Source organism: Streptomyces sp. NPDC001222 (assembly GCF_042896945.1).
Taxonomy (GTDB): Bacteria; Actinomycetota; Actinomycetes; order Streptomycetales; family Streptomycetaceae; genus Streptomyces; species Streptomyces gibsoniae.
Genome location: NZ_JBIAXT010000036.1, coordinates 80,449 through 98,182 on the forward strand (window position 1 = coordinate 80,449; position 17,734 = coordinate 98,182).

General features: G+C 69.9%; 15 protein-coding genes and 1 pseudogene. 7 read left to right on the plus strand and 9 right to left on the minus strand.

All coding sequences use genetic code 11. From position 1 onward, the window contains the following. Positions 1 to 584 precede the first annotated feature (584 nt). Positions 585 to 905, plus strand: coding sequence for a hypothetical protein (locus ACFY2Z_RS34520; RefSeq protein WP_390747959.1), 321 nt, complete (start codon positions 585 to 587; stop codon positions 903 to 905). Between the two features lie 10 nt (positions 906 to 915). On the opposite strand, the gene ACFY2Z_RS34525 is transcribed toward ACFY2Z_RS34520, so the two are convergent. Continuing rightward, entirely contained in the window at positions 916 to 1,419 is a 504-nt protein-coding gene (locus tag ACFY2Z_RS34525; protein WP_390747960.1) for a hypothetical protein, read from the minus strand. Between the two features lie 328 nt (positions 1,420 to 1,747). Here ACFY2Z_RS34525 and ACFY2Z_RS34530 point away from each other — a divergent pair, with 328 nt between their 5' ends. From ACFY2Z_RS34530 to ACFY2Z_RS34540, 3 genes are all read left to right on the plus strand, one after another. Next, a complete protein-coding gene (locus tag ACFY2Z_RS34530; RefSeq protein ID WP_390747961.1) occupies positions 1,748 to 4,132 on the plus strand; it encodes a hypothetical protein in 2,385 nt (794 codons plus the stop codon). 161 nt (positions 4,133 to 4,293) lie between these two features. After that, positions 4,294 to 6,174 (plus strand): hypothetical protein, encoded by a 1,881-nt coding sequence (locus ACFY2Z_RS34535; protein ID WP_390747962.1) that lies wholly within the window; start codon positions 4,294 to 4,296, stop codon positions 6,172 to 6,174. A gap of 502 nt (positions 6,175 to 6,676) precedes the next feature. Beyond that, entirely contained in the window at positions 6,677 to 6,916 is a 240-nt protein-coding gene (locus ACFY2Z_RS34540) for a hypothetical protein (protein ID WP_390747963.1), read from the plus strand. Between the two features lie 78 nt (positions 6,917 to 6,994). Here ACFY2Z_RS34540 and ACFY2Z_RS34545 read toward each other — a convergent pair whose 3' ends face one another. The 5 genes from ACFY2Z_RS34545 to ACFY2Z_RS34565 form a co-directional block, all read right to left on the minus strand. Next, entirely contained in the window at positions 6,995 to 9,670 is a 2,676-nt protein-coding gene (locus ACFY2Z_RS34545) for a glycosyl hydrolase (RefSeq protein WP_390747964.1), read from the minus strand. A 173-nt stretch (positions 9,671 to 9,843) separates the two neighbouring features. Continuing rightward, positions 9,844 to 11,418 (minus strand): neuraminidase (sialidase), encoded by a 1,575-nt coding sequence (locus ACFY2Z_RS34550; protein ID WP_390747965.1) that lies wholly within the window; start codon positions 11,416 to 11,418, stop codon positions 9,844 to 9,846. Between the two features lie 170 nt (positions 11,419 to 11,588). After that, positions 11,589 to 12,710: an MFS transporter gene (locus ACFY2Z_RS34555; protein WP_390747966.1), complete on the minus strand. Its 1,122-nt coding sequence runs from the start codon at positions 12,708 to 12,710 to the stop codon at positions 11,589 to 11,591. A 77-nt stretch (positions 12,711 to 12,787) separates the two neighbouring features. Continuing rightward, entirely contained in the window at positions 12,788 to 13,684 is an 897-nt protein-coding gene (locus tag ACFY2Z_RS34560; RefSeq protein ID WP_390747967.1) for a M48 family metalloprotease, read from the minus strand. A 26-nt stretch (positions 13,685 to 13,710) separates the two neighbouring features. Beyond that, positions 13,711 to 14,103, minus strand: a complete 393-nt coding sequence (locus ACFY2Z_RS34565) for a BlaI/MecI/CopY family transcriptional regulator (RefSeq protein ID WP_263214202.1) — start codon at positions 14,101 to 14,103, stop codon at positions 13,711 to 13,713. 179 nt (positions 14,104 to 14,282) lie between these two features. Between ACFY2Z_RS34565 and ACFY2Z_RS34570 the strand changes: the two genes are divergently transcribed. From ACFY2Z_RS34570 to ACFY2Z_RS34580, 3 genes are read left to right on the plus strand one after another with little or no spacing between them, the layout of a single operon-like run. Continuing rightward, positions 14,283 to 14,966, plus strand: coding sequence for a ferric reductase-like transmembrane domain-containing protein (locus ACFY2Z_RS34570; RefSeq protein WP_390747968.1), 684 nt, complete (start codon positions 14,283 to 14,285; stop codon positions 14,964 to 14,966). A 5-nt stretch (positions 14,967 to 14,971) separates the two neighbouring features. Further along, positions 14,972 to 15,256 (plus strand): ferredoxin, encoded by a 285-nt coding sequence (locus tag ACFY2Z_RS34575; RefSeq protein WP_311695697.1) that lies wholly within the window; start codon positions 14,972 to 14,974, stop codon positions 15,254 to 15,256. Next, the gene (locus tag ACFY2Z_RS34580; protein WP_390747969.1) at positions 15,253 to 16,494 is read left to right on the plus strand and encodes an NAD(P)/FAD-dependent oxidoreductase; all 1,242 of its coding nucleotides are present in this window, start codon (positions 15,253 to 15,255) and stop codon (positions 16,492 to 16,494) included. The genes ACFY2Z_RS34575 and ACFY2Z_RS34580 overlap by 4 nt, the downstream gene beginning before the upstream one ends. A 69-nt stretch (positions 16,495 to 16,563) precedes the next feature. Here the strand turns inward: ACFY2Z_RS34580 and ACFY2Z_RS34585 are convergent, their stop codons facing one another. The 3 genes and pseudogenes from ACFY2Z_RS34585 to ACFY2Z_RS34595 form a co-directional block, all read right to left on the minus strand. After that, on the minus strand, positions 16,564 to 16,659 hold the full coding sequence (locus ACFY2Z_RS34585) for a hypothetical protein (RefSeq protein WP_390747970.1): 96 nt from the start codon (positions 16,657 to 16,659) through the stop codon (positions 16,564 to 16,566). A gap of 22 nt (positions 16,660 to 16,681) precedes the next feature. After that, on the minus strand, positions 16,682 to 16,882 hold the full coding sequence (locus ACFY2Z_RS34590) for a hypothetical protein (RefSeq protein WP_390747971.1): 201 nt from the start codon (positions 16,880 to 16,882) through the stop codon (positions 16,682 to 16,684). Between the two features lie 115 nt (positions 16,883 to 16,997). Beyond that, positions 16,998 to 17,524, minus strand: a pseudogene (locus ACFY2Z_RS34595) (hypothetical protein). Between the last annotated feature and the right edge of the window lie 210 nt (positions 17,525 to 17,734).

Genomic DNA, 17,734 nt, shown 5'->3' on the forward strand with positions numbered 1-17,734 from the left:
TCGATCCCGGCACAACGTCGTGACTCGATCACTGCCGGATGGCTTCGAACGAACCGGCGCTCAACCTGGCCTGGGCGGGCTGACAATGAGTTGACTCGTCGTCCACTCGTGACCGGCATTGACGGACACCCTTGTGTCCCGCCTTACCAGCTGTCCTTCGTCAACCATGGCACGAACGGCCTCGGACGCGGCTGGGCCACGCCTTTTCCGCGTCGCGTCGGTGCATCCTCACTGAGCCCCAGGCAGGCAAGCTGACCGGTTCTGGTCGAAGTGACTGTCTCTGCCGCCTTGCCGCACCACTCGACCCATCCGGGCGGCTTCGGCTCTGGGCATGAGAGTCCACCTACCGTCGCTACGGCGCAAGGCGGCGGAGTGCCAGGGGTTGTCCAGGCGTCTGGGGCGCCGAGGAGCGGATGCCGAGATTCGGAGCGCCGATGGGCTGGGGATGGATGAAGAGGCGTACGGCGCGGGGGTGGTGTTCGGCGATCAGGGTGACCCGGCCGTGCCTGCGGGGCTTCGTCGGGGCCGGAGCGCCTTCCTGGCTAGCGCCGTCAGGTCACGGGGTTTCGCGTTAGCTTTCGGACGTGGCGCACGACGAGGCAAGGCAGCTGGAGGTCTTCCACCGTCCCGGGGATCCGCTGGCACCGCCGCTGCATATACAAGTGGGCGACGAGGTCGCGATCACCCTGTACGGATCAGCCGCCTATGGGTGGACGCCGGTCGAAGTGGTCACAGGGCCCTTGGCGGTGATCGCGGCGGAAACAACGGACGGAACCGTACGGGCCACGGTCAGGGCTGTGGGTGTCGGTGAGGCGGAGCTGCGATCGACGTCGTCGTTTCGCGGAGATCGGTTCGGGCCGCAGACGCGGCTCTGGCGGCTGCTGGTCCACGTCGAACCGTCGTAGCGCACGACTGTCACGGGACCACGGTGAGGGTCAGTTGCCAGGCCCTCGAGGGCGGACCGTGCGGGTCGGGCGTGTAGGTGTCGGCCGAGCTGAGCGTCGCGGTCCCCGCAGAGGCGGCGCGCGCGGTGGCGGACCGAGTGCCGTCGGATGCGGTGTGGTCGTCGAGCAACGTGACGGTGTTCGGGTTGGAGCTCCTGACCGGTGCCCAGCTGTAGTTGGCCGGCGACTTGAGGGTGAGACGGATCGTCGTGCCGACCTGCAGGCAGGCGGTACGCAGGGGATTGTCGGACGCCGGATACAGGACCGTGACGGTGCCGCTGAGGCACGGTCGGGTGGAGCTGGAGGCTGACGAGCCTGCAGGGGCCGGGGTCCCGTGGGACGACCGGGTCGAGGCGGGGGCCGACGGGCTGTTCTTGGAGGGCGCGGTGGCCCCGGTGCCGGACGCGCAGGCGGCGGCTGAAACAATGAGGGCGAGCACGGCGAGTGAACGAGCGCCGGTGCAGCGGTGTCTCACGATGCCCCCAGGGTGGAGTCGGGAGAGTCCGACGGTGGGACGCGGCTGAGGCTGGATCCGTTCCGTGATCCGGCAGGGACTCGCGCTCCCACTACGGGCGATACAGGGAAATCCCTTGTGCCGACACAGAGGAAACCCTGTGTTTTTACTGTGAGTTGACTGAAGTCTGTAAATTCTCGGTTGCTTCGCGCCACGCAGGCTGCATCTCTCTTGTTGCGTGACATGTCCGGTGCAACCATCCCGGATTGCGAACACGCGCTCCATCGGCGTGAACGTCCTTCTTCTCCCCACATGCCGGGCGATCTCCGGCTGTTCGAAAGGATGTTCCGTGTCCCGATCCAGACGCAGACGCGGCCGGATAGCCGCGCTCACCGCGATCCTGACCGCAGTCCCCGCACTCTGGCTCGCCGCCCCTGCGGCCCAGGCCGACCCCGCACCCCACACCCCCGCGGCCCACCACTCGGCCGACACCGGCCCCGCCGTCCGCCACGACACCTCCCCCACCCTGCGCTCCATGGCCGCCCACGCCCACCACGGCCACCACGGCAAGAAGCAGCAGGACGACGACCCCGGCGAGGCGCGCCTCCCGCACCCGCCCGCGTCCCACATCCCGGACCCGGTCGTGCAGTCCAGCCCCGGCGGGCCGTCCGCCCCTTCGACGGGCACGAACTTCGAGGGCATCGGCGCCGGCAACTACTCGATCACCGGTGTCCCGCCGGACCCGAACGCCGCCGTCGGCTCCAGCCAGATCGTCGAGACCGTGAACACCGCCTACGCGGTGTACTCCAAGAGCGGTGCCACCGTCCTCGCCCCGACCGACACCAGCACCCTGTGGTCCGGCTTCGGCGGATCATGTCAGTCCACCAACGACGGTGACGCGGTGGTCCGCTGGGACACCCTGGCCAGTCGCTGGGTGGTGACACAGTTCGCGAACGTGTCTTCGTCCTCGGGCCCGTACTACGAGTGCGTGGCCGTCTCCACCAGCGCCGACGCGACCGGCAGCTACAACCGCTACTCGTTCCAGTACTCGAACTTCCCGGACTACCCGAAGCTGTCGGTGTGGCCGGACGCGTACTACGTCACCTACAACATGTTCACCGCCTCCGGCAGCTTCCTGAACGCCGAGGCGTGCGCGCTGAACCGGTCGGCCATGCTCACCGGCGCGAGCGCCGCCCAGCAGTGCTTCACCACCTCGTCCTCCTACGGCGGCCTCCTCGGCGCGGACCTGGACGGCTCGACCGCTCCGCCGTCCGGCGAGCCGGAGCTGATGGTGGGCCTGGGCACCACGAGTACGACGCTGGCGTACTGGAAGTTCCACGTCGACTGGACGACGACCTCCAACTCGACCTTCAGCGGCCCGTCGACGCTGACCGTGGCGTCGTACACCACCGCCTGCGGCAGCTCGGGCACCTGCATCCCGCAGACCGGGACCAGCCAGCAGCTCGACTCGCTGTCCGACCGGCTGATGTTCCGCCTGGCCTACCGCAACTTCGGCGACCACGAGTCTCTGGTCGTCAACGACGCCGTAACCGCGGGCAGTTCTGTGGGTGTGCGCTGGTACGAGCTGCGCATGTCCGGCGGCAACCCGACCGTGTACCAGCAGGGGACGTACGCCCCCGACTCCACCTACCGGTGGATGGGCTCGATCGCCGAGGACAAGGTCGGCAACATCGCTCTCGGCTACTCCCAGTCCTCTTCCTCGGTGCACCCGTCGATCCGCTACACCGGTCGTCTGGCCGGCGACACGCTCGGCACGATGACGCAGGGCGAGGTCACGGCGATCACCGGTGGCGGCTCGCAGACCAGCTACAGCCGCTGGGGCGACTACACCTCGATGTCCGTGGACCCGACGGACGACTGCACGTTCTGGTACACGAACGAGTACATCCCGGCCAACGGCAACTTCAACTGGCACACCAGGCTGGCCTCGTTCACGCTGCCCAACTGCGGCTCTACCGCGAGCAACGACTTCTCGATCGGTGTCAGCCCGGCGTCGTCCAGCGTCGCCGCTGGCTCGTCGGCGACCACCACGGTCTCGACCGCTGTCACCTCCGGTTCGGCGCAGTCGGTGAGCCTGTCGGCATCCGGACTGCCGAGCGGGGCGACGGCGAGCTTCAACCCGACCTCGGTGACCGCGGGCGGTTCGTCGACGCTGACGGTGGCCACGTCGTCGTCGACACCAGCGGGCACGTACAACATCACGGTCACCGGCACGGGCGCCTCCGCCACCCACACGGCGACCTACACGCTGACCGTCACCTCTGGCAGCGGTGGCGGTGGGATCACCAACGGAGGCTTCGAGGCCGGCAACCTGTCCGGCTGGACCTCGGCGGGCACCACGTCGGTGGTCAGCTCCGGCGCGCACAGCGGGACGTACGCGGCCCGAGTCGGCAGCACCTCACCCACCAACGGTGACTCCTCCATCGCCCAGACGTTCACGGCACCGTCCGGGACCAGCACGCTCGGCTTCTACTACAACGTGACCTGCCCGGACACGCTCACCTACGACTGGGCCACGGCCACGCTCAAGGACAACACCACCGGCACCACGACCACCGTTCTGGCCAAGACCTGTGTGTCCTCCTCCGGCTGGATCCAGAAGACCGCCTCGGTCACGGCCGGGCACAGCTACACGCTCACGCTCATCAGCCACGACGACAACTACACGGGTGACGCCACCTACACCCGCTACGACGACGTGACCCTGTCCTGACCGGCGTCGGGCCAGAGATCGGTTCCTGAAACGTCGTGCCCGGGGCGGACCAGCGGACCTGCGCCGGCGGTCCGCCTCACCTCGAACGCCCTCGCTTGAGGGCACACCCCCCATCGACGACAAAGGGTCTCCTCATGTCGCGCACTGCTCTCCGTAGATCCGTGGCGACCGCCACCACCGCCCTGCTCTCGTTAGGCGGCCTCCTTCTCGCATCTCACCCGGCCCTGGCCGACGTCTCCAACGGCGGCTTCGAATCCGGCAGCCTGACCGGCTGGACCTCCGCCGGGACCACGTCCGTGGTCGGCTCCGGCGCCCACACGGGTACGTACGCAGCCCGCGTCGGCGGCACCTCACCCACCAACGGCGACTCCTCGATCGCCCAGACCTTCACCGCGCCGACCGGCGCCACCCAGCTGTCGTTCTGGTACAGCGTCACCTGTCCCGACACGGTCACGTACGACTGGGCCACGGCCACCCTGACCGACACCACGACCGGCACCACGACGACCGCACTGGCCAAGACCTGCACCAACGGCCAGGGCTGGAAGCAGGTCACGTCGTCCGTGACCGCCGGGCACAGCTACACCCTCAAACTCGTCAGCCACGACGACAACTACGCGGGCGACGCCACCTACACCCTCTACGACGACGTCGCCTTCACCACCGCCACCCCGCCGCCCGGTCTGACCCAGGTCAGCACGGACCCGTTCACCAACTCCTCCAGTCAGCACGCCACCGAGCTGGAGCCCGACACCTTCGCGTACGGCAACACGATCGTCGCCTCCTCCCAGGTCGGCCGGTTCACCGACGGCGGCTCCTCCGACATCGGCTGGAACACCTCCACCGACGGCGGCACCACCTGGCAGCACGGCATGCTCCCCGGCATCACCACTTACCAGGGCGGTGGCAGCTGGGCCCGCGTGTCCGACCCGGCCGTGTCCTACGACGCCAAGCACGGCACCTGGATGGTCGCCGGACTGGTCATCGACAGCAACGCCAACGGCGCCGGCGTCAGCGTCAGCCGCTCGGCCAACGGCACCAGCTGGCAGAACCCGGTGATCGCGGTCGGCAACGACGGCCAGGGCTACGACAAGGAATGGATCGTCTGCGACAACACGTCCACCAGCCCGTACTACGGCACCTGCTACGTCGAGGCCGACATCACGTCCTCGGGCAACGCGGTGGTGATGAGCCGCTCCACCGACGGCGGCGCGACCTGGTCGGCGCCCGTGGCACCGTCCGGAGGCCCGAGCGGCCTGGGCGGCCAGCCCCTCGTCCAGCCGAACGGCACGGTCGTGGTCCCCTACTCCGCCAACGGCAGCGCGGTGCGCGCCTTCAACTCGACCAACGGCGGCTCCAGCTGGTCCTCCAGCACACTCGTCGCCAACGTCTCCAGCCACGGCGTGGCCGGCAACCTGCGCGACGGTGAGGGCCTGCCGTCCGCCGACATCGACGGCTCGGGCAAGATCTACGTCGCCTGGCAGGACTGCCGCTTCCGCTCCGGCTGCCCGGCCAACGACATCGTCTACGCCACCTCCACCAACGGCACCAGCTGGTCGGCCGTGACCCGGGTCCCCATCGACGCCACCACCAGCGGCGTCGACCACTTCATCCCCGGCATCGGCATCGACCCCGCCACCTCCGGCACGACGGCGAAGATCGGCCTCTACTACTACTTCTACCCGAACGCCAACTGCACCACGTCCACGTGCCAGCTGGAGGTCGGCTACATCTCCTCCGCCAACGGCGGCAGCGCCTGGAGCAGCCCGGCCACGGTCGCCGGCCCCATGTCCCTGTCCCAGATCGCCGGCTCCACACAGGGCAGCATGGTCGGCGACTACATCTCCGCCTCCGTCGTCAGCGGCAAGGCGGTCTCCGTCTTCGCCGTCGGCAAGGCCCCGACCAACGGGCAAGCCTTCGACGAGGCCCTCTACACCGCTGGCCCGCTCACCGTCAGCGGCGGCAGCGCACGCTCCACGACCCACGGCGCGGCGACCGTTCCCTCACCGCACGTCACCAGGCCGCTACCGATCCGGCACTGACCTGAGAGAGCACACGGTGCGCTCCGGCGGGGACGCTGGGGCGCACCTTTGTGTAGAGGTGTAGGAACGATTGGCGCAGGAACCGGGCGCCGGATCAGGACGTCACAGTGGCGTGCGGCGACGTGAGGAGGCAGGTGTGGCGCTGGAGCAGCAAAGACGCAGGCCGGGGCTCGGGGGGCCGTGGCTCGAGGCCGCCGTGGTTGCGGTGGCCTGCCTTCTGACCGCCTGCGGCAGCAGCGGCAGCAGCTCACACTCCGACTCCACGCCACCGCGCCCTTCCGCCGACCCGCACGCCACAACGCCGTCGGCAAGCAGTACGGGGGCCGCAGGTCATCCAGCCCCGCCCTCCACGTCGCCCTCGGCGACAGCTCCCCGGACACCGTCGTCGCCCCCGAGAGGCACGGCCACGCCCCCTGCTACGGCCTCCGCGTCGCCTGGCTGCCTGGCAGGCTCCGCCACGATCACCCACGGCGCCGGGGACGCCTCCGCCCGTAGCCTGTGTGTGCGCTCCGGCACGACGGTGACCGTCGTCCTGGAGCCCCGCGCCCAAGGCCCCTGGCCCCAGCCACGCAGCAGCAACCCGATGCTGGCTCTGGTGACCTCCTCCGCCACCGACGGCAAGGGCGTCACCCGGGTCACGGTGCGGGCCGCGCGCATCGGATCGGCGTCCGTGACCTGGGGTCCCAAGAGCGCGCCGCTCTTCACGCTTCGGCTGAGTGTGGCCGCGTATCCGGTGCAGTGAACGTGAACGCCGGACGGCCGGTGCCCCTGGTTCGGGGGGCACCGGCCGTCGTCGTGCTACGCAGCGTACGGGTGGTGATCAGTCCTTACGGCCCTTGAGGCGCCGTACGTCGAAGGACCAGATGCCGCGTCCGTGCGTGGCGGCGTACAGCTTGCCGTCGGGGCCGAGGCGCAGCTGCATGACGGCCGTGGTGGGCAGGTCGTGACCCAGCACCAGCCACTTGGTGGCACCGGCGGGGCGGTAGAAGGTGGCCAGGTCGGTGCCGAGGGCGAGGCCGCCGTTCGGCAGGAGCTTGACCGTGTCGGCGGGGACGTCGGGCAGGTTGGCGGAGATGTCCGTCCAGCTCGCGCCGCCGTCCTTGGACTCGAAGACGTGGCCCACGCCCGCGCCCGGGCCCTCGGTGAACCGGCGGGAGAAGCCGTTGATCGCCACGTACACGTGCTGGGCGTTGGCTGGATCGATCTCGAAGCCGGAGATGTACCGGTTCGGGATGGTGCCGTCGACCGGGAGGTTGAGCTGGTGCCAGCCGGTGCCGTCGGCGTTGCCGACCGCGATGCCCCGGGTGAAGCCCTGGTTGTTGCAGGGCCCGCACCAGCCGACGTACACCGTGCCACCGGAGGACGCCACTGCCGTGGCCACGTGGCCCTCGCCGAGGTCGTAGGCGTTCGTCCACTCCTTGCCGGAGCGGATCGCGAAGCCCTTGGTGTTCACCCACACGTGCCGGCCACCGGCCACCCAGGTGTTGGTGTCCTTGGCGTCGGCGGCGATCGGTGCGATGAAGCGGGCGCCCGCGCCGCCCTGGTCCTTGTCCGGTGGGGCGACCTCGTACTCGGTGGCCTTGGACGGGTCGGTCGACCAGGAACCGTCGTTGACACCACAGTTCTGCGTGACCCACATGTCCAGGTACACGTACTCGGCGGCGATGTTGCAGCCGTTGGCGGGGTCGGCGATGGTGTCGCCGCCGTCGCCGCCGAAGTTGGATCCCATGACCTTGTCGTGGCCGCGCAGGATCGACTGGCCGTTGTCCTGCAGGCCGCCGGTCACCGAGACGCCCCCGTTGGTGAGGTCCTTGCCGACGCCCACGGAGTAGTACTGGAGGGTGTCGAGGGTGCCGTCGCTCAGGGACTGCCAGTCCTTGGCGTGGCCGCCGGAGTCGACGGCGCCGTTCAGCGGGCGCCGGTAGATGCCGCCGTCATTGCCGACGTACGCCCAGGTCTTGCCCTTGTAGCTGCCGATCGCCACCGCGTGCTGGTCGGAGTGGGTGGTAGGCGAGCAGTCACCGGTCTGCTTGGCCGGGTCGATGCTCCAGCACGGGAAGGGGAAGTTCCAGTACGGGCCGGGCACGGTCCAGCTCTGGCCGCCGTTCTTGGTCTCGAAGACCTCTTCCAGGCCGAGGTAGACGTGGTCGGCGTTGGCCGGATCGACCTGGAGGAACTGGTTGTACCAGGACTGGATGCCGGGCATGTAGCCCGCGCTCTGCAGGGCGGAGCCGGACGCCTTCAGCTTCGTGTAGTCCGCGATCTGCGTCCACGGCCCGAACGGCGAGCCGTCCTTCGACACGTACACGCCCTTGAGCCCGCTGTCCGGGTTGGCGGCCATCTGCGCCGGCGACTGGTCGATGGCGTACAGGCGCGAGCCGTCGGCCGCCGCCGCGAACGTCACGTTGCCGACGTCGGCGCTGCTGGTGGGCAGGTCACCGAGACCGCTCACCGGCTTCCAGCTGCCGTCGTCCGCCTTCGCGTACAGGCCGTTGTACGTGTCGCCGCCGCGCCAGCCGACCGCGAGGAGCACCTTGGAGGGGTCCTTGGGGTCGATGGCGATGTCGTTGGCGATGTTCTTGTACGGCGCGCTGGGGTCGTCCGCCTTCGAACCGCCCGGCAGATAGTCGGGGTTGGGGGCGAACTCGTGCTTCCAGGGGCCGGACAGGGTGGTCGTGGAGTGCGACCACACGCCGGTGCTGGTGGCCGCCCACACCGTGGTGCCGGCGAAGCGCAGCGCGTGGATGACGGTGGACTCCAGCTCGGCCCCGCCCACGCGGTCGCCGGGCTGGAACTGCCCGTGGCGCGGGTCCTTCAGGACGTACACGCCCGTGCCGACGAAGGACGTCGCGCCGGTGTTGGACTCGCCCGTGGCGTACCAGAGCCGGTCGCCGCCGTCGAGAGCGAGGGTGCCGGTCGACAGGGACGGCAGCTTGTCGGAGATCGGCTTCCAGTGTCCGCCGCCGGTCGTGGACCGGAAGACACCGCCGTTCGCGCCGCCCGCGTACACATAGCCCTGGTCGTCGGCCGCGATGCCGGTGATCCGGCCGGTCACATAGCCCGCGCCACCGCTGGAGTTGGAGTTCACATCGCGGTAGCGGGGGTCGTCGGCGTTGTAGGCCCTCTTGGTGACGTGGTCCCAACTGCCGCTCGCGTGCTTCATCGACTGCAGCTGCTGCCAGGCCGCCCCGTAGGCGCCAGGTGCGACCACGCCGGGCGCGGTACGGGCCTCGGTGAACTGGGCGGTCGCCTCGGCGGAGTTCTCCGCCTCGTCGGCCCCGTCGTCATCGCCGCCCTCCGCGGCGAACGCGGACACGCCGTGCCCCGCGTGCACTGCCTTGATGTGCTGCCGGCCGATGGCGGCCTGGTGGCGTGCCTGCCAGGGGCGGGGTTTTGCGTTGTTGGGCGCCGCGTACGACTGGGTGCATACCAGTCCGAACGCGGCGGCCACGACGGTGCAGGTTATGAACCGTCGCTGGTGCTTCGGGGGCAACATGCCCGCTCCTCCCTGCGCCGGGAGCATGGGGGTGTCCCGGGCGCAGAGGGGATCTTGGCGTGACCACAACAGTCACACAAAGGGCTCACAGGAAAAATGGCGCTCTGTTTACCTTGCGCCTCACATGAACCCGAAGTTCCGGAAGCTGCAGCCGCTTTGCGACGCCTCGTCGATCACCGGACGAGCCTGTGCGGCCGGGCTCCCAGCGTTCCTCCGGTTCGCGCTGGGGCTGTGGCCGTGGCCTCGGCAAAGGGTCCGTTGTGTCTGCCGGTGTGGAAGAGCCCGCTGTAGGCGTCGGTGGAGTCCTGCGGCGCGTTGGCGTTGGTCTCGACGAACAGCGGCCGTACAGCGGAGCGGCCGTCGATGGCGAGGCCCTCGTAGTCACCGAGGAAGTGGCCACCGGCGTAGGGGGCCTGGAGCCAGTCGAAGACGCGGGAGATACGGCGCTCGGTGGCACGGCTTTCCGCACCGCGGCGGAAGGTGACCAGCCAGGCGGCAGTGCGCAGGGTCGTGGCGTTGCTCGCGGTGAGGTAGCGCAGGTCGTAGTAGGTGATCGCGACCGTGCCACGGGCGTCCACACTGATCGAGGGCGTGAACGCAGGTGCGGAGGCGACAGTGTTGACCCGCGTCGGTGCCGACCAGGTGCGGCCGCCGTCGGTGGAGTGGATCAGTTCCACGGAGTCGTAACCGCCACTGCTGAAGTCCGAGCCCTCGTAGGCGACGTACAGCTCACCGGTGCGCGGGTCGATGGCCACGTTCGGCAGGTCGCCGCCCGCACGCAGGGCTTTGCTCGCGTCGGTGGGGGCGTTGGGATCGACTTCGGGGACGGACGTGTCCTTGGCGATGGTGACCGGCTTGCTCCACGTGCGGCCTTGGTCGGTCGACTTGACCACGGCGAAATGCAGGTCGGTGGGGGTGAAGGTGCCGGTCGCGTAGTCGATGTCGTACGTCTGCCAGTCGAAGACGTCGTAGAGGGTGTCGGTGCGCGGGTCGACGACGATGACGTTGCCGATGGTCTGCGAGTGCGGGACGACCGAGGTCTCCACGAACGGGCGTGCCTTGGTCCAGTGCCGGCCGCCGTCACGGGTGATGGAGATGTAGGCGGGTCCGTCGTAGACCTTGGCCGAGTCGTCCTCGTCGATGCGGTCCCAGACCTGGTAGGCGACGCCGGGGTGGACGGGGTCGGCGGTGACGGCGTTCTTGTCGTCGGAGAACTGGGCCTGTGTGTCGTCGATCAGGCGGGTGGTGTGCTTCCAGGTGCGTCCGCCGTCGTACGACGTCGAGGCGGCCACTCCGTTCCGTGCGTCGGTGGTGTCGAACACCAGACCGCTGGCGTAGACGGTGCCGTCGGGCCCCGTGCTCACCCAGCCATCAGAGGCTCGCTGATAGCTGAGGCCGCCCGGCGCGCAGTGCGAGAACGGCAGCGGGGTCTCGGTGAAATGCCGCCCGTCGTGCGTGTACGTGGCGGTCAGGCCCCGGGCTCCGCCGTTGGACCAGCGGTCCTGCTGGAAGATCCCGACCGCGTTGCGCGGATCGCGCGGGGAGACGGTGACGTACGGCTCGTCCTCGGCGGACAGGTAGTTGGTGCCGGTCCCGTCGCCGCTGATGTCGCAGGCGGCGTAAGGGTCGGTGGGTGAGACCAGATGGACTGGCTGGCGGCCACCCGAGGCCGCAGAACTGCCCACTGCGGCGACGAGCAGAAACGCAGCAGCGGTGGCTACGAAAGACGCTCTTGTACGTGTGCGCATGGCGATTCCCCCAACTCCCCGAATGACGGTCTGCCTTGGGCTGTGCTGGCGCAGGTACGGATCCCGGGGTTGCCGGGACATGAGTCGCCTGGGGAGCCTAGCCCCGCGCTGTGTGACCGGAGTTGGAGGAAGTAGTCAAGGACACGTCAATAATCGTTTACCGGTGTCGGTCAGCCGTTGGCCTGCCGGGAGCGGCCGAGGACGGGCAGGACGGCCGCCAGAGCAAGGGCAATGGCGCCGGACACTAGCAGCGGGACATGCCCGTCGGAGCCCCAGGCAAGCCCGGCCCACAGCCCGGCCAGGAGGACGGCGGCGCCGGTGATCCCCTGATAGAGGCCCTGGGCCGTGCCCTGCTGGCGGTCGGGGACGAGGCTGGAGACCCAGGCTTTGCCGACCCCGTCGGTGCAGGCGGCGAATCCGCCGTACAGAGGCAGGACGACGAAGACCAGCCAGGGCGCATGGATGAGACCGAGGCCCAGATATCCGACGGCGAAGAAGACCAGGCCCGCCGCGAACACCAGCGGGCGTGGCAGCCGGTCGGAGAGGGCTCCGGCAGGGTAGGACAGGGCGGCGTAGGCGAGGTTGTAGACCGCGTACGCGCCGACGACCCCGGCCGTGGACAGGCCCAGCTCGTGGGCGCGCAGCAGGAGCAGCGCGTCGGGAAAATTGATCAGATTGAAGGCGAACAGTACGGCCAGGACACGCCAGTAGGGGCGGGGCAGGGACCGCCACCGGGCTCGTATGGCCTTCGTAGAAGCACCACCTGTCCGGCCCGGATCACGGACGACGGCGACCAGGGCCACCGAGGCGACGGCCGGGATCACCGCGACCCAGAACAACGGTCGCAGGCGGTGGTCGAGGCCCTCGTACAGCGCGAGACCCGCCAGCGGGCCGACCACGGCGCCAGCGGTGTCGGCCGCCCGATGCAGCCCGAACACCCTGCCGCGCTGCCCCTGCGGAACACCGTCGACGAGCAGAGCATCGCGCGGTGCGCCCCGCACCCCCTTGCCCAGCCGGTCGACCACCCGCGCCACCAGCACCAACGGCCACACGGTGGCAAGGGCGATGAGCAGCTTCCCCAGGGCGGCCAGCCCGTATCCGGCTCCGATCAGCGGCCGACGGGCGAATCGGTCGGCCAGGCGCCCCGAGGCGACCTTGGTGACCGACGCGGCGCCCTCGGCAAGGCCCTCGATCGCGCCGACCACGGCGGGCGGGGCGCCGAGCACGGTGGTCAGGAAGATCGGCAGGATCGGATAGAGGAGCTCACTGGCGGCGTCCTGGAGGAAGGACACCCCGCACAGCACTTTCACGTTGTGGGTCAGCCACGCCGGACGTGCTGCCGATGAACGCGTTGGCGTTGGGGTCCCGTTCACGGGTGCAAGATCTCCAGGAACCGGCCGAGCGCCGAGGTGGCGTCGGCCAGCGCGAGTGCCGTCGCGGTGACCAGGGACGCGGCCAGCAGCGCGGCGCTTCGGCGGCTTTCCGGGCGAGCGCTCTGCAGGGCACGGACCCGCTCGGTCACCTGGTGGCGCAGGTAGGCCAGCGCCGTGGCGGGTCCCCGGCCGGTGCCGGCGAGGGCGGCTCGGGCCAGCGAACGGGCCGCGAGCGGCCGGCTGGCCACCGCGTGGGCGGCGTCCTCGTCGGCCCAACGCTCCAGTGCGAAGCCGAGTTCGCCGCGCAGACGCCTCAGGATGGGGTTGAGCGCAGAGGCCATCTCGCCCAGGGCCGCGTAATGGTGGTGTCGGTGAGCCAGGTGGGCATGCTCGTGTGCCAGCAGCACCGCCCGTTCGTCGACAGGCAGCGCACGAAGCATGCCGGAGGTGACCACGATCCGCCGGGGCCGGCCGGGCAGGGCGTAGGCGTCCGGCTGGTCGTCGGCCAGCACGATCAGGTCTCCGGCCGCAGGCAGGCGCCGCAGACCGGCCAGTGCCCGCATCTCACGGCGGCGCCGCCACACAGTGCGCGCAAGCCTGGACAGGCCGCAGGACAGCAGAGCGGCAGCCAGCACCCCGAGCGTGCGCGGCACCGGGTCGGCGGCGGCGAGCGCGGCGGGGTCGGGACGTGTATAGGCGATGACCTCGCCGATGCGGCCCAGGCCACCGGCCGCCAGGACCAGCAGACTCCAGACCGTGGACAGCGCCGCCACCGCCGAGATGGCCGCCAGCATGCGGGCCGCGGCAGCCGGTGCGAGCTGCCGGGTCAGACGAGGGCCGACGGCAGCCAGCACGGCGGGCGCCAGAAGCAGGAGGTACACGGTCAGGTACACGAACGTCGTCGCCTTTCCGGACCCGCTCAGTCGGTGGAGTCGAGCAGGGCGCGCAGGGCGGTCTGCTGGTCGGCGTCCAGGGTGTCCACGAAGTGCTGGAGCACCTCGGCGCGGTGGCCGGTGCGGCGCAGGGCGGCGTTCATCTCCTGGGCGGCCACCTCGGCCGCGGCCCGGCTGGGTGTATAGGCGTACGCGCGGCCCACGGGCTCTCGATCCACCAGGCCCTTTGCGCGGAGGCGGCCGAGTACGGTCAGCACGGTCTTGTAGACCAGACCGTCGCCGAGCTGCTGGTGAACCTCAGCGGCGGTCATCGGCCCGTCGCCGGCCCACAGCGCGGCCATGATCTCCGCCTCCAGCGCCCCGGCCGGACGCCGGGCACCCGCCTCCACAGCGTCGGCCCGATCGCGTGGGCTCGGCATGGTCAGCTCCCTTTCCTTCCCGTCCGCCGCCGTCCGTCGTTCCGAGGGCGAAGACACTCCTTTGTCGCACATCCCGTAAGACTCAGGCTAGTCTCACAGCGTGTAAGACTTCGCGGAGCCGTGCTGCTTCGGCGGAGCAGTTCGTCGCGCACAGCGCCACCCGTGCAAGGAGAACGACCTTGGCTTCGACCGCAACGACCCGGTGGCCGGCGCGGGCCACCATACTGGCCCTGCCCCTCGCCCTGTCACTGGCCGCGATGCCCGCCGCCCACGCCGACACCCTCGCCGAGGACCCCTACACCCCCTACGACCAGGGCGTACGGCACGTCGCCACCCTCGCCGGCTACCTCTCCTACGGGCTGATGGCGCTGGCGGTGTGCTTCGGCATCCTGACCACCACCGGATGGGCCCGCCGCAGCGTGCGACGAGAGACCCTCTACGGCGGGCACATGATGCTCGCGGTGATCTGCCTGGCCTTCGGCTGCATCCACGGCATCGCCTACGCTTTCCAGACCGGCCAGCACTTCTCGTACGTCAACGTGGTCATCCCGTTCGTCAACGGCGGCGAGCCGGAGGTCGCCTTCGGCATCATCGGTCTGGAGCTCGGCCTCGCGGTCGCCGTCTCGATCTGGGTCCAGCGCAAGCTGGGCTACCGCCGCTGGCACCTGGTGCACTACCTCGCCTATCCCGCCTTCGGCCTGTCGCTGCTGCACACCATCACCGCCTCCGCCGAGGTCCAGGCGCTCGGCCTGCTCGGCATCTTCGTGCTCGGCATCGCCGCCGCTCCCATCCTGCTGTTCGTGCTGCGGCTGCTGCCGGCCACCACCGCGGTCGCCACCCGCATCGCCCCGCAGGAGGTGTGACGCCGGTGTCCGCATCCCACACCGCGGTCAACGCCTTCGGCCCGCACGTCACCGTCCCCACCGCAGCCCCTGCCGCTGCGGCGCCGGCGGTGAAGGTCAGCGTCGACAACAACCACTGCGAGCTGTACGGCATCTGCCAGCAGGAAGCGCCACAGGTCTTCGACCTCGGCCCCGACGGCCGTCTGCGCTACGACACCGCCCCCGACGCCTCCCACACCCCGGCGGTGCGTCAGGCCGCCCGCTGCTGCCCCATGCAGGCCATCACCCTCACCACCCGGGAGAAGCAGTGACGAGCGCGGCCACCAACCGCATCGCCGTCGTCGGCACCGGCCTCGCCGGCCTGTCCGCCGCCGAACGCCTCCGCGAACTCGGCTGGCGCGGCGAGATCACCATGATCGGCGAGGAACCCCACCGCCCCTACAACCGCACCCCGCTTTCCAAGCAGCTCCTCACGGGCGATCGCCAGCCCCCGGACCTGGCCCTGGTCACCCACACCGAACTGGACGCCTCCTGGCGCCTGGGCACCCGCGCCCTCGGCCTGGACATCGACCGGCGGGAACTACTCCTGCCAGGCGGCGAACAGCTCCCCTTCGACGGCCTGATCATCGCCTCCGGCATAGAGGCCCGCCACCTGCCCGGCACCCCACTGCACTCCGAGCGGGTGTGGATGCTGCGCACCCTGGCCGACGCCCGCAACATCGACGCAGCTCTCGCCCGCGCCCGGCACGTGGCGGTGATCGGCGGCGGCTTCATCGGCTGCGAAATCGCCTGCACCGCCCGCACCCGCGCCCTCGACGTCACGATCATCGACGTCAGCCCCACCCTGCTCCACCGCTCCCTGGGCCCCGCCCTCGGCGCGGTCGTCGTTGATCTGCACCGCGACCACGGCGTCCGCCTCCACCTCGGCGTCGGCGTTTCCGGCTGGTCCCAGGACAGCAGCGGCGTGACCGTGATGCTGGAGGACGGCGAGACCGTACGCGCCGACGCGGCCGTGGTCGGCGTGGGCACCATGCCTCGCACCGACTGGCTCTGGCACACCGGCCTCGACGTCACCGACGGCGTTCTCTGCGCACCCACGACCCATGTGGTAGGAGCAGACGGCTATGCGATCGACGGCATCGTCGCCGCGGGAGATGTGGCCCGCTGGCCCAACCTCCGCTTCGACGACACCCCGCGTCGCGTCGAGCACTGGATCAACGCCATCGAAATGGGCCGCCACGCCGCCGACGCTCTCCTCCAAGGCCCCCAGGACGCCGCTCCCTTCACCCCAGTGCCCCGCTTCTGGTCCCACCAGCACGGCGTACGCATCCAGTCCGCCGGCATGCCCGGGCTCGGCACCGACATGACGATCCTCGACGGCGATCCCGCCAAGCGGCGCATGGTGGCGGGATACACCCGCCCCGGCCCCGACGGCGCCCCCGTCCTGGTCGGTGCGGTTGCCTTGGACTCCCCCCGCACCCTGAGCGACTACCACGACCGGATCGGCCATCCCCTGGCCTCCATACCAAGGGACCACCGAGCTGCTTGAGGCGTCCTGCCGGGACACGGTCGCGCGAGCCGAGTGGCAGGGAACTCAGCGGCATCCATAACCGCCCCTTCAGGCAGCAAACTCCGTTGCGCACTCCTCGATCCAACGGGCGAGAACACTCAAGGTCGCCAGGTGCTCCAGTGCCTCCTGCTCGGTCCGGGACACCTCGTCCTCGTGGGCGGCGACATTACGAATGGCCAGGAAGGTGCTCGGCGGCGAGGTACTTGGCGACTTCTTGCCGGGCGCGCCACGTCGGTGTGTTCCCGTCTCCGGGGAAGCGCAGGCGCGGCTTCCCCGGAGCCGGGTCCTTCAGGTCGAAGGTCTGGAGGCAAAGGTCGGTCGCCCCAATGTCGTGACGGTTCAGCTTTTGCTGGAGGCGGCGGTTCACGGACCGGGCCGCAGCAAGAACCGCGTCCTGCCGGGCCTCCGCAGCCCACAGCGGTGCTGCCGGCAGGCCCTGCTCTGCCTCGCCGGGCGCCGACCCGACGTCCTCTTCGCGATGCTCAACGACGGCGCCTTCTACTCACCCCGGCCGGCGGCCTCAGTAACTTGACCCGCGGCTCAGCGAGGAGAACGACTCGATCAGTCGCGACATCGAAGCCGAGCACCGGATGGCCATAGTCGCCCTCCGAATCCATCAACACCGGCTGGCCCAACCGGCGTCCGATCTCCCGGCGGAACCGCAGATCACATCAAGTCGCGCGTGGCCCTGCAAATCCCGCAGGTCGACGTCGAAGTCGACTTCATCGTCGGCATGAAGACGAAAGACCGCCAACACATCGGCAGTCGGCCAGACCCTCAGGTCCGGGCACCCGGCATCCGCCGGGCGGGACAGCACGGCCTCCGCCCGGGGCACCGGAAGCACCGCCTCCCCTTCGGAGTACTGGCACTTCCAGCCCCTCTCCGCGACAAGATCGAGAACCGCCTGCCAGCCCTCCAACGAAGCATCCGGGCCACGCTCGTCCGGCAGCGACCCCATCAAGTCCGGGGCGAAGTAACATCTCACGTCACCCCACAGCAGATCCACCACCCCGCTATGCTGCCCGGCACCCCGGCCCAACGCACCCCCGCTTCCCTCGGCCAAAGACATGGGGGCACCCGCCGGCCCCCGCCGGTGTTCCGTCGCGGCGGACGCTGCGACGGAAGGGAGTGTCTAATCAACGGCGGATCCGATGATCAAGGAGACGCCTGATGAGCGAGGCCATCACCGAGCACGGGACCGTGGAAGAGCCGGTCGTCG